This is a genomic window from Haladaptatus rarus (assembly GCF_054177585.1).
Genome location: NZ_JBPEHG010000004.1, coordinates 279,114 through 292,487 on the forward strand (window position 1 = coordinate 279,114; position 13,374 = coordinate 292,487).

Consider the following 13,374-nt stretch of genomic DNA (forward strand, 5'->3'; position numbering starts at 1 on the left):
TATCGATTCACCGTCACCATGGCTCGTTCTTCAGCCCCAGTACGTACGCGACGACGTTCGTCGTCAGGTGGAGAAGCGGCGTCACCAGGACGACGACGGTGAGAACCGGGAGGCTGAAGGTGTCGAGCGTCCACTCCGGCGCGGAGAGCGAGGTGAACAGGAGCGCCATCACGACGAAATCAAGCTGGTCAACGCCCGGAAACGACGCACCGCGTCTCCGGCCAGTTCGTCGCTTGAGGAAGGACGCCGCCATATCGCCGAGCATAGCTCCGGTGGGCATGGCGAGAACGACCACGAACGGGAAGGCGTCGGGGAGCGTGATGCCCGCCTCCGCGACCGGTGTGTGGATGGCGTTCAATGCCAGCGCGAGCACCGCCCCGGCGGCGATTCCGCCGATGGTTCCGCGCCACGTCTTCCCGTCGCCGAGCAGTCGCTTTCCGTTCCACGTCCGACCGCCATCGATGGGTGTACCGCCCCCCGTGAGAACCGCGACGTTGTTCGGCACGTAGGCGGGCAACATCGCCCAGACGGCGACGACCACGACCTCGAAAACGTCCACGTCGAACAACTCCATATTCGAGAAGAAACCCTCGGGGTCTTAAGACCCGCCGGTCTGACGCGGCTACATATAACCATAAGGCACGGGGGTACAAAGCCCGAAGTATGATACCTCCGATCGCCAGCAATTTCGTCGCGGGCGAAACGCCGGCAGAGGCGTTGGAACACGCGAAGGAGCTGAACCAGGGCAACGTCAACGCCATCATCAATCTCCTCGGCGAGCACTACGACGAGCGCCCGCCAGCCGACGAGGACGCCGAAACGTACGTCCGACTGATCGAAGACATCGACCGCTCCGACATCTCGGCCTGCGTCTCGGTCAAACCCTCGCAAGTCGGCCTGGACGTGGGAACCCACGTCTTCCGCGAGAACATGGAACGCATCACCGACGCCGCGGACGACACGTTCGTCTGGATCGATATGGAAGACCACACGACCACCGACGCGACACTCGACGTGTACGAACGACTGGCCCGCGAGCACGAAGGCCAGGTCGGCGTCTGCATGCAGGCGAATCTCAAACGGACGAAAGACGACCTCGAACGACTCGCCGACGTTCCCGGTAAGGTGCGACTGGTGAAGGGTGCGTACGACGAACCGTCGGCGGTCGCGTACAAGCAGAAAGAGCGTGTCAACGCCGTCTACCGTGAGTATCTCGCGTTCATGTTCCAGGAGTTCGACGGCGGCGTCGCGGTCGGCAGCCACGACCCGGCGATGATCGAGTACGCGAAAGACCTCCACGACGAGTACGGCACCGATTTCGAGATACAGATGCTCATGGGCGTGCGCGAGGATGCCCAGTACGAACTTGCCCGCGATTACGAGGTCTGGCAGTACGTCCCCTATGGCGGCAAATGGATGTCGTACTTCTATCGGCGCGTGATGGAGCGCAAAGAGAACCTCTTGTTCGCAGCGCGCGCAGTGCTCGGTCGATGACGAAAACGGTGCAACGTCGTGGAGAGGGAAAACGTTGCAACTGGTTTATATTCCTGCGGACAAATGCTACACCTAAATGTCTTCGTGGAAACGTGACGCCGGAAGTGGTCTCATCGTTCTGGCCCCCCTGTTGGTCACCGCGTACATCATCGCGTGGCTGTTCCTCAAGATAGCTAGCTTACCGTTTTTAGGGGATATCTCGGAGACGCTCTTCTTCGGCGTGATCCCCGGCGACCTCGTCCGCGTCGGCATCGTCCTCGTCGTGTTCTCGATGCTCGTGCTCAGCGTCGGCTATCTCATGCGGACCACCGTGGGAGGGATCGTCGAGAACACCATCGACGGGATGATGAACCAACTGCCCGGCCTCCGGATCGTCTACAACGCCTCCAAGATGGCCGCCGAAACCGCACTCTCGGACACCAACCAACTCCAGAAACCGGTCAAGATCGAGACGTGGAACGGGATGCGGATGACCGCGTTCAAGACCGGTAAGACGACCGATGATGGCCGCGAACTGCTCTTTCTCCCGACCGCACCGAACATCACGACCGGCTTCGTCGTGGAGGTCGACCCCGAGCAGTTCACCGAAACCGAAGAGAGCGTCGAGGACGCCTTGACGCGCATCCTGAGCGCCGGATTCGGTGAGAACAGTGACGGCGGGATACCCATCAACGTGACCGACGAAGGCGACGACCGAACCGAGACCCCGCCACCGACCTGATAGTATCACCGAGATAACTGGTAGGCTTTTGAGGATTGCACTTCTATATTCATCTATGAACTGTCCTGAATGCGGGGAGGAACGACTGCCGTTCGCTGTCCCGCCCGAACTTCACGAGCACGTCCCGTCGGAATCGGCGTCGGTACTCATCTGTACGCGGTGTCTCGCTCTCGATCCCATCGAGAATCCGGAGACCGAACTCACCGATTTCACACGCGTCAGCGACGCGCTTCCCGACGACAGGGAGACCGCCGCCGCCATGGCGATCGCCACTGCTCTCCTGTCGTCGCTCGCACTGTACCGCCAGCGCATCGACGCTCTCTTCGACCGCGTCGAACAAGCGGGCGTCGATCCATTGCTCGTCCTCGACCGGCTTGCGGACGACCCGGAACTCGACCCCCACTTCGATATCGCGTCACGGCGACGCCAGTTGCTCCAACTGCGCGGATGACGGCGTGAATCGTCTCGAAGCCTCAACTTTCATGACGCCAACCCGCAACTAGCGACATATGCCAGACGACTGCATCTTCTGCCAGATCGTGGCAGGCGACATTCCCAGCCGAACCGTCTACGAGGACGACACTGTGTTCGCCTTCCTCGACGTGAACCCACTCGCGCCGGGTCACACCCTCGTCATCCCGAAAGACCACCACGAAACCCTCGCCGACCTCCCCGACGACACCGCCGCTGACGTATTCGCGGCGCTCCACCACCTCACGCCCACCGTCGAGGACGCTGTCGACGCCGACGCGAGCAACGTCGCGTTCAACAACGGCGAGGAAGCAGGGCAGGAAGTACCCCACGTCCACGGGCACATCATCCCGCGATTCGATGGCGACGGCGGCAGGCCGATCCACGCAATCGCAGGCTCCAGTCCCGACCTCTCGGACGACGAGCTAGACGACATCGCCGCTGACATCCGCGACGCTCGATAGGGTCTCCCTTGTTTTCCGCGCAGTGGTTAGTCTCATCCCGTAATTGAAAGCGAGACTCACCAACCCCAGTTCGAGAGTACGGTACGCGAGAATGCCCGAGAGACACGCTCGTGCCGACGGAACCGTGATAGACGTGTCGATGCAGGATGGGGTTCTGATTAAGGAATTGAATCTGTCATAATGACGAATCGGTAGATGTGCTCGCGGTAGACCTGCTCGATATCCTCATAATACGCATGTACGTAGTCATCAATTCCTTCTCGGCTCTGGAGTTCGCCCTCGACAGTGTCGCCCCGCATGTATTTCACCCGTTCCCGATTGATGCTCTTCTCGACCTGCCAGTAGGTCGTGAATCGATGCCGACCGAAGTGGTTCGTCACGGCACGATGCTGGTCGATTTCGGCGTACGTCGGATGGAACACATCGGTCCAGACCGCATTCACGCGTTGCTGTTCGAGCTGGTTGTGTGTCAACGTCGTTTGGAAGAGCCATGGTGCGCCCGTATCGGGGCGGGTGAGCAGATGGTGGTGAAGTATCTGCTGGAGTTCGTCATCGAGCGGGAGGACTCGTGGACGGGATTTGTTGCCGTCGCGCTCGTATCGAGAGGGGATGTACACAGCGTTTGACCGGCCTGCAAGCCGCTCGTGTGTGCCAAGGGCTGGATACCCACGCTGAACCTCGCGATTGTCCAGGTGGATATCCCCTATTCGCATATTGCAGAGTTCTGTTGCACGAAGCCCGAGCTTCAACTGTGAAACGATAATCGCTCGATCCCGAACGTGTGTTACCGAGCGTACGATGCTACTGAGTTCGTCGAGTGATATCCGTGGTGGTTTCTTGACAGGGGGTCGGTCGAGGCTCAGCTTCGTGAGCACGAGGGTGAATGGGTTGTAGTCCGGTGGATGGGGAAACGCTGGATCCTGTTGCCAGTACTCGTAGACGCTGCTCAACCGTCGGAGTTTCGTGCGTACGGTATCCGGTTGGTTACCGCGGACGGTTTGGCAGTGCTGAACGAACGAGGTTACGTGCCGTTCATTCGGGCAGGCTGGATGTCGGCCCTCGCGCGCCATGTGCTTGTGCCACTGCTCGAAGAGTCGTTCGTAGGCGTAGACCGTTCGCTCGGCGAGCTGCTGTGTGTCCAGAACCTCGCTGACGAATATCTCGAAGGAATCGACAGGGATTGACTCGAAGGTCGGTGCATGGTCTGCGAGCGGATCGGTCGTCTCACCAAACGCTTCGGCAACGGTCGCGCGTTCGTTTTCCGTGTTCGATGGATCGGTCATGGCTGCTCACTGTGACTTATATTTCGGCAGTCGAGTTTGTCTGCCACACTGCCCGAGCAGTCTTATACTCGGCAGCAGCCATGAGCACTGGATGATACACGTGCGGGTGCTGGGTATGGAAGTACAGCCACGAGTACAGCTGTTCGAGTCGAACCCAATACTGTGTGTAAATCGTTCTGAATGTCCGTGTCTTCCCAAGCGAGGTACACCACGTCTCAACATCGTGGGGCGTTGCGAGTGCGTGATGCCGTCCCCGCCGGGCCATATGGTCGTTCCATGATTGTCTGGTCTTTCGCACCGTCGTCTGGAAGTGATTCGATTCGTATTTGTCGGGCTGTGATGTGATGAACTCTTGCCAGACGTTTCTCCCTTCGTATGCATCCGCAAACCGGGTAAGACAATGCTGTTCTGGGACATCCGTGAGCCGTTTGTAGATGCCGATTCGCCGATCAGGGTCGTGAGATATTGGGTTGGTCATTCTACCACGGCCACCGCAGGGCAGCCGTCATGGGTGACGGCTGCCAGAGAAAATGTCCGTGCTGCAGTCGAATGGAGGGTGATCTACGTGGCCGATCTTCTTTCACGAATCACTGCTTCTCCCGGCCTCATCCGGTATGGCATCATGACAGCAGACGATTGTACACGATTGTTTAAGATTGTCCCGAACGAACAGTAGACGGAAACCCATGGTACAACAAGAAGTCACACAGGAACTGTCGGTTGACCAGTATACGCTCGGACTCGTCGGCCCGGACCAAGAGTGGGCCGGGACGGTTGCAGATGGTGGCACTATCAAGACACACACACCACCAGCTTGCTGGGGGCCGATGATTACCCCACAATTCCGTGGCGGCCACGAGGTAACGCGGCCAATCCGTGTCGAGAACGCATCGGTGGGGGACGCGATTGCCCTGAAGATAGAGAACATCGAGGTGACGAGCATCGCAACGAGCACTGGAAGTATGGTCGAACGTGACGGTGCATTTGGCGATGACCCGTTCGTCGATCACAAGTGCCCGGAGTGCGGTGCGAAGTGGCCGGAGAGCGTCGTCGAAGGGACGGGTGAAGACGCGATTCGCTGTGTCGAGTGTGGTGCTAACGCATCGTCGTTTGGATTCGAATACGGCTATACCGTCGTCTTCGACGATGATCGTTCCGTAGGTCTCACTGTCGGCGACCCTGGTGCTAGCGACCTGGCTAATAGGGCTGACGAAGCGATGGCACTCCCTGAAAACTCTCATCAGCATCCCATCCTGCTCTACAAACCTGCCGAGATGCCGGGAACGCTCGGGCACCTCCGCCCCTTTATCGGGAACATCGGAACGACGCCACCCATCGAGATACCTGATTCACACAACGCCGGCGACTTCGGCCAGTTCCTCATCGGCGCAGAACACGACTGGGGGCTCGCCGATGAAACCGAACTCGAAGCGCGAACAGACGGCCATATGGATATTAATGCCGTTCGAGAAGGTGCTGTCCTGATCTGTCCTGTCAAGATCGATGGCGGGGGTGTGTACGTCGGTGATATGCACGCTAACCAGGGCGACGGCGAACTCTCGCTTCACACCACGGACGTGAGTGGACGTGCCGAACTTGGCGTCGAGGTCATCAAAGGGCTCGACATCGACGGACCGCTCTTGCTCCCGAACGAAGCGGATCTTCCGCACATCAGCAAGCCCTACACTGACCAGGAAATCGAACGCGGCCAGAAACTCGCGGACGAATACGGTATCGACCGAATCGACGAGATGGGGCCGATTCAAGTAATTGGCAGTGGAGCGACAATCAACGATGCGACGGAGAATGCTTTCGAGCGTGCGGGCAACCTGCTCGAGATGACCGAAGGTGAAGTTCGTGCTCGCTGTACGTTCACTGGGGGTGTCGAGATCGGGAGACTTCCTGGAGTCGTCCAACTTACGATGCTCGCACCAATGGAGCGACTCGAGGAGCGTGGTCTCGCTCACCTCGTCCGCTCCCAATACAAGCTCTGATCACAGCACTTTCGTTCGGTGTCGTGACCCACCTCGAATCGCGGGAAATATAGTCAAATCAGCGTCTTGTGGACACGTATCGGTGAGCTCGACTCGGTTCCCATTTACCGAGAGACGGACACTGGGCCGGAGCGTTTCTGTCGTAGTGAAGAGCTGCGATTTTGCCCGGGGATACTGCTCGACGAACTCGGAGAGTGCGTCTTCGACGGTTCCACCTTCGAACTCGAGCGTAACGTTCTTTTCACCCGTTGCGCTTCGGAGCGGGCCGTACACGGTGACCTGCACGGGACGAGTTACTAGGTCAGACGAGAAAAACACTCGGGAAGGTCGGATTTTCGTCTCAGGTATGATTCCGGTGAGAGTTCCCAGCGTAGACCGGTAACGTTGCGGGCAGGTTGAACAATCTTGTTGTCCTCTTCCATCTGTCGGCTACACCCATCTGAACGATCGATTTAGCTTATGAGCGCGTCCGAGAACGGCGCTCGAGCGACCTCATTTCGTCTACACCCCGGTAACTGACCGAGAGAAGGCTTGTTAGAGGCAGCATGTAGGATGAGACGGGGTGAAGGAACGAATACATTCCAGTGCGAGACGAGTCGCGAGTCGAAAACTGGCATTAGTTGGCTTCTATCGCCGGGCTCTGAGTTAATAATCTCTGTAAAATTGTACTGCTCGAATGGGATTGGATCAGCAGACTCAACCGATTTGTACCGTTATTAACCTACTCTCTACCAGTTATCATTCGGAACTGCTACCACCCCGACAATCCGAATTTTTTGGCGAATGTTCGATGGAAACGGGCTGTCTGCCCCAGATTCTGATTTTCAATAGCGGTGTAAATAGGCAGGTTGCAAAACCCTGAAACGCCTGATTTGACCGGTGAATCCGGGGGTGTACCGTCGAATTCTTTTTGGGCGCCGACCAGTCAAAACGCACTCGTCCCTTCGATCTTGTTCTTCAATCGAAATTCCCGTTAGAGACCGTTTCTAGTACCAGATTTTAACAGATGCAGGTCGTCGCATAATGGGTCACAAATTCTTCGCGAGCGCGGCCCAGTATTACGTTGGAAAACGGCAGTCTACACCCCCTGTTGTCCAGTGAATTCCCGGAGTATGGGCCATTTGTATTCTCCCGCTCTGGTACGCGACCGGGATGGTTTGCCGAGGATGTTCATCCGAGAGTCGGTGTAGAGTCGATGCTTTTCTCACGTTAACTGGTTATCCGCGGATTAGGGGTAGTTCGGTTCCACACCGTTCGAGTTCTGGTACTACAATATCGATATAATGTGGCCTCTTGTGGCCATTTAGTCTAGAGTGGTTTCTCAGTTCCATCTGGGATAGGATGAGAGCGATACTTCCCTGACTGCAGTTACTCAATAGACGTGGGAACGAGCAGATAGTATCGCTCCGTCTCCTACCGGGTCCGAATCGTCCGCTCGTCGCCGTCGAGTTCGACGACGGCATCGAACAGCGTCTTCAGTGTGTTGATCGTCTGAGCGTCGTGCGCGCCGGGGTCGAGGTGGAAGTGTGCGGTAACCCTCGCGGTGGCGAACCGTCCGGTGAGGACGTGGAGGAACTTGTAGATGGTCTGAACGTCGGAGTACTGGAGCAGGGAGGTCAGTGAGTGGAAACAGACGACGGTCTGGTTGCCGTTCCCGTACCACTGCTGGAGCGCCTCGCTGACTTTGATCCCCAGTCCGGTCAGGTCACCCGGATTCGAGACCGCGTCGATGACGGCCTCGGTCGTGGTTCCCTGTGCTGGTGACGTCGCCGCCATCGACCGAACCGTCTCTCCCACACTGACGAACCGAAGATTCGCCGGGCGCTCTCCCGCGTGTGAAAGCCAATCCTGCAGGCAGGTATCCGGCGAGCGTGTGAACGTGACCCAGAGAACGTTCTCTTGTTCTGGTGGTGCCTGTGTGAGTAGTTCGATACAGGTCTCGTCGGTCGCTGCGCTCCTCGAGGAAGCGAGAACGAGAACGCTGGATGCGTCACCGAGTTCCGCCGAGAGGCCGCTTATCGTCGGCCGTCCTCGGCGAGGCTGCACCTGCTCCCCGCGTTGTCTGTCCCGTGCCATCCAGTGTATATCATCGAGACACTTTCATTATTATGTATTTGATAAGTTCCGGAATCGTTACTGTCGTTGGCGCATCTCACACTCCGAATATGTCGTATTTACCTGCAGTATACTGTGTGTACACTTATCTCTTTTTCCATGTCACAAATTTCATCTCCGATCAGATACTATCGATATCGAATTCTACACCGTCGTCTAGAAGATCGGATACTCGTTCGCGTGCTTAGTCTCTCGACGCGGCGACGACGACGAGACCATCTGCTCGCTCGTCGCCACGAGCTCGATAGGCCGATAGGTCGCCCTCGCTCCCGAACTCGGTCGCGTACGTCCGGAGCACGCCTACCACTCGCCGCTCCGTCTCTCGGAGATCGCTCTCACCCGACTCGAAATCCGAGAGGGCGTCTTCGATGTTCCGGAGCGCGGAGATCCTGTCCATATCAGGTCGTACGCAGGTGGTCGGTGGACGGCTCGTACACTTCGCCCTTCTGTTTTAGCTTCTCGATCTCGTGTTCGGCTTTCGAGGGATCCATCCCGATCTCGTCCGCTCGGTCGAGGACGACCTCGACGGGCGCACCTTCGTCGTACTCTTCTTCGATGTCTGCGATGAGCTGCTTGATGTTCTTGATGCGGTCGCGCTGGGATTTCGACGTCCCCGTCTCGACCACGTCGGCGTCGAACTGTCCCGTCTCGGGGTCGACGCCGATGTCCTGCAAGCACGACCGAACGATGTCGATGACGCGGTCTGCGTCCTCCTGTTCGACCGTATCGGACAGCCGAACGCGCGCACTGGCCTCCGAGAGGCGGACGAGCGCTTCCAGCTTTCGGGCCGTGACCGGAACCGGTGCGTCTTCGTCAGCGCCCTTCGCCCGGAGATCGACGTAGAAATCACGGATGGACTGCTTGGCCTCCGGCGTCATCGTCGGGTAGACGTTCGATTTCGCGTAGGCGATGTACTTTCGGAGGAGTTCGGCGTCGATGGCCGGAGCCACCTCTTCCGTCTGGCTCCGAACTTCCTCTTCGGTGATGTTCGGTGCGTTGATCTCGGTACGTTGGGTGTTCAACTCCCCCGCGTAGTTGGTCTGCAGGATGTGTTCGGCGAGTCGCGCGTCGTGATCCGGGTCGGGCTGGTCGGTGACCGTGAAGATGAGGTCGAATCGGGAGATTAGTGCGGGTTCGAGGTCGATCTGCTCGCCGATGGATTCGTACTGATCGAATCGTCCGTACTTCGGGTTCGCCGCGCCGAGGAGCGAACACCGCGATTTCAGCGTCGCGTTGATTCCGGCCTTGCTCACGCTGATCTTCTGTTGCTCTAGCCCTTCGTGCATCGCGGAGCGATCGTCGGGGCTCATCTTATCTAGCTCGTCGACTGCCGCGATACCCTTGTCTGCGAGCACCAGTGCACCCGCTTCGAGCGTCCACTGCTGGCCGTCGCCGAAATCGTCGCGGACGGCGGCGGCGGTCAGACCTGCCGAGGACGAACCTTTCCCGGAGGTGTAGACGGAACGCGGCGCAATATGTTGGATATATGACAACATCTGGGACTTACCAGTACCAGGGTCACCGATCAGGAGCATGTGCAGGTCACCGCGGATCCGCGACCCGTCGGGGAGGTGTTTCGTCACGCCGGAGAACAACTGGAGGATCATCGCCAACTTCTCTTCTTCGTAGCCGTAGATGGCTGGCGCGATGGAGTCGATCATCTGCTCGTAGATGTCGGCCTCGTTCGAGAGTTCGACGATCTGCTCTTTGTCCTCGTCCGTGATATCCATGTCCTCGAACTCTTCGTCCTCGATGACGACCGACACGCCGTCCATGTACACGTCGAAGACTGCGGATTTGTCCTGCCCGCTTCCTTGCTGTTCCAGATGCAGGATACCGGTCACCGTCACGTGGTCGCCCGGCGACACATTGCCCGTGATGTCATCTTCGATGTGGATGTCGATACTCTGCGGTGTCTCGCCCCCGCGCAGGCCTTCGGGACTCTCCTGGACGCGCAGTTTCTGCGAGTCGATGAACTCGGACTGGTCGAAGTTGATGCGGAACGGGCCCTGTCGTTCACAGCCCTGACATTCGTGTGGTTCCTGGAAGTCGCCACCCGCCTGCGGGATGTAGGTCAACGTCCCACAGCGTTGGCACTCGAAGGCAGCCTCCTGGATCTTCGGTCGAACACCCGTCGCTTTGCGGACGATACCCTGCACGCTCACCAGTGTGTTGACGTGCCGGGCGCGAATCGCGCGAATCTCCGTCGTCTCGGGAAGCCCCCGCATCCGTACGTGGGCCTGTCCGAGACTCACGTCCACCGGGAGGTCGTACAGCCGAAGCGCCTCTTCGGCGTACTCCTGTAACTGCTGTGGTTGGGCGAGATAGTCGTCCGCGATATCCGCGTCGTACCGATACAGATCGTCCCAGTCGATGTACAGCGAGCGCTTCTCGTTCGGGTACTGCTGTGCGAGTTCCCCGACTTCGTCGCCGTAATACCGCCGGTAGAACTGCTCGAACCGGTCTACCAGTTCCGTGTTCTCCGCGCGAGCCATTCAGTATTCGTTGGTGCTCGATTACGTAAGAAGTTTCGCAATATCCTGTCAGACATCTGCTGATGGGGTGACGTATCGTTCGAGCGGTTCCGGTACGGAATCCGGCAGATAGACGGTGTTCTTCCCACCGAACTGAAGACGGACTATCTCTTCATCGGTTTCCATCGAACAGAGAACCTGCTGACACGCGACCGCGACCATCCCGTCTCGCTGATGATCTCCTGCTGGCGCAGCGTTCCCCCGTGCTGTTCGAGGAGTTCTCGGTCGCTTCCGGCGTGAGATCGTCCTCCGGCGGCTGCTTCTCTCTGTCGTTCGATTCGCTGGCCTGTCCGTCTACTTGCCCGGTAGACGAACGCGATATCGCGTGTTTTAGTCCCCTGAGATTCACATTTCGACTCATCCGCCGAAGTTTCATAAACATGGTTATCATATATTATATATTTTATCTGGTAACATAAATCATTCGGCAATTTCTCTCACCGATAAACGACTTGCGTGAACAGCCCAGTGACCTTTGCACGCACGTCTATCAGTATGAAGTATGCTTGGACCACTGACAGTCGGTAAGAAGGCAGCGAAGTTCGGGTATCGACGATTCGGCAAACCTGGTGCAGTCATCTTCGGTGCCGGTTCGGTCGGCGGTTACTTCCTCGTCAAACGGAAGTTCCGATCGAAGATGAAACAAGAGACCATCGAAAGCAATCTCGAAGACAACGAGCAGACTGACGGGCAGGAAGACGACGTGGGGTCGGACGATTCGAGCCAGCAGGCCGCATAACGAGTTCTCGACGACCGTTCGACTGTTTTTTCGCTACAGAAGTTCGACGACAGTAGTCGCGCGTACGACCGCTTCTCGTTCGCACACGCCACACGGTATCAGAAGGTCAATCCATACTCGTCGAGCAGGTGGTGCCCAGCGGTTCCCCACGTGAAGTCCGCCCCTGGCCACCACGTCCGAGCGTTGTTGATGCCACCGACGAGGATGTACTCGTCCGGATTCTCCGGGTCTACGTGGTAGTTCACCGAGCCGCTGTCGCCGTCTTTGAGCGTCTTCTCGTCGCCCCACTTGAGCTGTCCACGCTTGCAGATCTGCCCGGTGTAACAGGTCACGCCGTCTATCCCCTTGATAACTCCACTGGTGTGATCCGAGAACGCGCCGACCTTCGTGAGTTTCTCTTCTCTCGCCACCAGATCTGCCAACCCCATCTTCGTGTACTGGCCGATGACCTGCGACGGTGACGCTCGTTCGATCTCCGGAACCGGGCGATACCCCCGCGCCGGGGCGACCTTGACCAGGTCTTCCGGGGGATAGCCGCGCACTACATCGCCGATCTTGTGCGCTTCATCGTCGTGGAGTATCGAAAGTCGTTCCCCACGATGTTCCGTCTTCTTCGACCCGGCAGCGCCGAACACGTGATTCGACGTTGCGAAGAACCGCGACCGACTCTCGGCGTCGAACAGCGCCGGTGTGAGCGTGCCGAACGAATCGCCGGTCTTGCAGACGCCGCCGCCGGGCACGCGCTTCCCTTCCAAATCCGAGATCTGATACCCGTCCGATATCGTCTGTTTGCTCTCGGGCTGCGGCGGAATCTCCTCGACGATATCGACATCGAAAGCCACGTCTTCGGTCAGCTCTTCGAGCGTCTCCGTGACGCTTTCGTCGGTCGCATCGACGGACAACGACGCCTCCGGGACGTCGTAGCTACCTGGGATGACGAACGAGCCGACGAGCGACGAGATGCCCGCCTGCTGAACGTTCTCCTGCACTTCGAACGCCAACTGGAGGCTCTCGTGCCACGCGGCTGGAACCTCCTTGGTTCGAGCTTCGAGCGTCTTCGCCCCCGGCTGTAGCTGGGTCGTCGCATAGGTGATGCGACCGAGGTCGTCTGAAGACAGATACTGCGTCCCGAACCCCCAGACGAGTGCGGTGCTCACGCCGAGCGCGATACCCGATTGAAGCAGTCTGCGTCGTCCGATGCGAGTCTCCGACTGGTCGTTACCTGTCGATGAAGTAGCGGTCGGTTGATCTTCATTCGTCACGACGGCTCTCGTTACTACAATGAATTTTCCAGATGATATTCCTTCGGGTGGTCGCTCTTTCGACCGTGACGCGGGTTTATTCTCCCGGATTCGGCGAGAAGTGACCGGCGGGTTGCCCACTCCGCTCGCTCGCGTTATGTCCGTAAAAATGGGATCGCCCGGATTTGAACCGGGGTTATCGGCACCCAAGGCCGAAAGGATACCAAGCTACCCCACGATCCCGCACATCTTCGTAACCCCCTCTTCCTGTAAAGAGTTTCGTTTTGGATGGGGTGGCACTGAAATTGACACGGTCCG

14 protein-coding genes, 1 tRNA gene and 1 pseudogene are annotated in these 13,374 nt (G+C 58.3%); 6 read left to right on the plus strand and 10 right to left on the minus strand.

Features of this window, described 5'->3' with window-relative positions; genetic code table 11:
- Positions 1-13 precede the first annotated feature (13 nt).
- Entirely contained in the window at positions 14-574 is a 561-nt protein-coding gene (locus ACR3FE_RS12570; RefSeq protein ID WP_458207480.1) for a CDP-2,3-bis-(O-geranylgeranyl)-sn-glycerol synthase, read from the minus strand.
- An 89-nt stretch (positions 575-663) separates the two neighbouring features.
- On the opposite strand from ACR3FE_RS12570, the gene ACR3FE_RS12575 reads away from it, so the two are divergent.
- The 4 genes from ACR3FE_RS12575 to ACR3FE_RS12590 all read left to right on the plus strand — a co-directional run bounded on the left by ACR3FE_RS12575 (position 664) and on the right by ACR3FE_RS12590 (position 3,150).
- On the plus strand, positions 664-1,494 hold the full coding sequence (locus tag ACR3FE_RS12575) for a proline dehydrogenase family protein (protein ID WP_458207481.1): 831 nt from the start codon (positions 664-666) through the stop codon (positions 1,492-1,494).
- 76 nt (positions 1,495-1,570) lie between these two features.
- Entirely contained in the window at positions 1,571-2,215 is a 645-nt protein-coding gene (locus ACR3FE_RS12580) for a DUF502 domain-containing protein (RefSeq protein ID WP_458207483.1), read from the plus strand.
- Positions 2,216-2,270: 55 nt separating this feature from the next.
- Positions 2,271-2,666 (plus strand): DUF6276 family protein, encoded by a 396-nt coding sequence (locus tag ACR3FE_RS12585; protein WP_458207485.1) that lies wholly within the window; start codon positions 2,271-2,273, stop codon positions 2,664-2,666.
- Between the two features lie 58 nt (positions 2,667-2,724).
- Positions 2,725-3,150: an HIT family protein gene (locus ACR3FE_RS12590; RefSeq protein ID WP_458207487.1), complete on the plus strand. Its 426-nt coding sequence runs from the start codon at positions 2,725-2,727 to the stop codon at positions 3,148-3,150.
- Between the two features lie 158 nt (positions 3,151-3,308).
- Here the strand turns inward: ACR3FE_RS12590 and ACR3FE_RS12595 are convergent, their stop codons facing one another.
- Positions 3,309-4,433 carry a tyrosine-type recombinase/integrase gene (locus ACR3FE_RS12595; RefSeq protein WP_458207489.1) on the minus strand — a complete coding sequence of 375 codons (1,125 nt, stop codon included), beginning with the start codon at positions 4,431-4,433 and terminating at the stop codon, positions 3,309-3,311.
- Positions 4,434-4,449: 16 nt separating this feature from the next.
- A complete protein-coding gene (locus ACR3FE_RS12600) occupies positions 4,450-4,911 on the minus strand; it encodes a hypothetical protein (protein WP_458207491.1) in 462 nt (153 codons plus the stop codon).
- A 208-nt stretch (positions 4,912-5,119) separates the two neighbouring features.
- On the opposite strand from ACR3FE_RS12600, the gene ACR3FE_RS12605 reads away from it, so the two are divergent.
- Entirely contained in the window at positions 5,120-6,427 is a 1,308-nt protein-coding gene (locus ACR3FE_RS12605) for an acetamidase/formamidase family protein (protein WP_458207493.1), read from the plus strand.
- Here ACR3FE_RS12605 and ACR3FE_RS12610 read toward each other — a convergent pair whose 3' ends face one another.
- The 5 genes and pseudogenes from ACR3FE_RS12610 to ACR3FE_RS12630 all read right to left on the minus strand — a co-directional run bounded on the left by ACR3FE_RS12610 (position 6,428) and on the right by ACR3FE_RS12630 (position 11,507).
- Positions 6,428-6,745 (minus strand): ubiquitin-like small modifier protein 1, encoded by a 318-nt coding sequence (locus ACR3FE_RS12610; protein WP_458207494.1) that lies wholly within the window; start codon positions 6,743-6,745, stop codon positions 6,428-6,430.
- A 1,095-nt stretch (positions 6,746-7,840) separates the two neighbouring features.
- Positions 7,841-8,503 (minus strand): DUF7504 family protein, encoded by a 663-nt coding sequence (locus tag ACR3FE_RS12615; RefSeq protein WP_458207495.1) that lies wholly within the window; start codon positions 8,501-8,503, stop codon positions 7,841-7,843.
- A gap of 160 nt (positions 8,504-8,663) precedes the next feature.
- Positions 8,664-8,939, minus strand: a pseudogene (locus ACR3FE_RS12620) (DUF7854 family protein).
- Between the two features lies 1 nt (position 8,940).
- Positions 8,941-11,037 carry a minichromosome maintenance protein MCM gene (locus ACR3FE_RS12625; RefSeq protein ID WP_458207496.1) on the minus strand — a complete coding sequence of 699 codons (2,097 nt, stop codon included), beginning with the start codon at positions 11,035-11,037 and terminating at the stop codon, positions 8,941-8,943.
- Between the two features lie 143 nt (positions 11,038-11,180).
- On the minus strand, positions 11,181-11,507 hold the full coding sequence (locus ACR3FE_RS12630; protein WP_458207497.1) for a helix-turn-helix transcriptional regulator: 327 nt from the start codon (positions 11,505-11,507) through the stop codon (positions 11,181-11,183).
- Positions 11,508-11,578: 71 nt separating this feature from the next.
- Between ACR3FE_RS12630 and ACR3FE_RS12635 the strand changes: the two genes are divergently transcribed.
- Positions 11,579-11,815, plus strand: coding sequence for a hypothetical protein (locus ACR3FE_RS12635; RefSeq protein WP_458207498.1), 237 nt, complete (start codon positions 11,579-11,581; stop codon positions 11,813-11,815).
- Between the two features lie 98 nt (positions 11,816-11,913).
- Here the strand turns inward: ACR3FE_RS12635 and ACR3FE_RS12640 are convergent, their stop codons facing one another.
- The gene (locus ACR3FE_RS12640) at positions 11,914-13,077 is read right to left on the minus strand and encodes a hypothetical protein (RefSeq protein WP_458207499.1); all 1,164 of its coding nucleotides are present in this window, start codon (positions 13,075-13,077) and stop codon (positions 11,914-11,916) included.
- A gap of 149 nt (positions 13,078-13,226) precedes the next feature.
- Positions 13,227-13,299, minus strand: a tRNA-Pro gene (locus tag ACR3FE_RS12645).
- Positions 13,300-13,374 lie beyond the last annotated feature (75 nt).

Excerpts from the sequence above, each read along its gene's own strand:
- ACR3FE_RS12570 (WP_458207480.1), bottom strand. The coding sequence starts at position 574 with ATGGAGTTGTTCGACGTGGACGTTTTCGAGGTCGTGGTCGTCGCCGTC.
- ACR3FE_RS12575 (WP_458207481.1), top strand. The coding sequence starts at position 664 with ATGATACCTCCGATCGCCAGCAATTTCGTCGCGGGCGAAACGCCGGCA.
- ACR3FE_RS12580 (WP_458207483.1), top strand. The coding sequence starts at position 1,571 with ATGTCTTCGTGGAAACGTGACGCCGGAAGTGGTCTCATCGTTCTGGCC.
- ACR3FE_RS12585 (WP_458207485.1), top strand. The coding sequence starts at position 2,271 with ATGAACTGTCCTGAATGCGGGGAGGAACGACTGCCGTTCGCTGTCCCG.
- ACR3FE_RS12590 (WP_458207487.1), top strand. The coding sequence starts at position 2,725 with ATGCCAGACGACTGCATCTTCTGCCAGATCGTGGCAGGCGACATTCCC.
- ACR3FE_RS12595 (WP_458207489.1), bottom strand. The coding sequence starts at position 4,433 with ATGACCGATCCATCGAACACGGAAAACGAACGCGCGACCGTTGCCGAA.
- ACR3FE_RS12600 (WP_458207491.1), bottom strand. The coding sequence starts at position 4,911 with ATGACCAACCCAATATCTCACGACCCTGATCGGCGAATCGGCATCTAC.
- ACR3FE_RS12605 (WP_458207493.1), top strand. The coding sequence starts at position 5,120 with ATGGTACAACAAGAAGTCACACAGGAACTGTCGGTTGACCAGTATACG.
- ACR3FE_RS12615 (WP_458207495.1), bottom strand. The coding sequence starts at position 8,503 with ATGGCACGGGACAGACAACGCGGGGAGCAGGTGCAGCCTCGCCGAGGA.
- ACR3FE_RS12625 (WP_458207496.1), bottom strand. The coding sequence starts at position 11,037 with ATGGCTCGCGCGGAGAACACGGAACTGGTAGACCGGTTCGAGCAGTTC.
- ACR3FE_RS12635 (WP_458207498.1), top strand. The coding sequence starts at position 11,579 with ATGCTTGGACCACTGACAGTCGGTAAGAAGGCAGCGAAGTTCGGGTAT.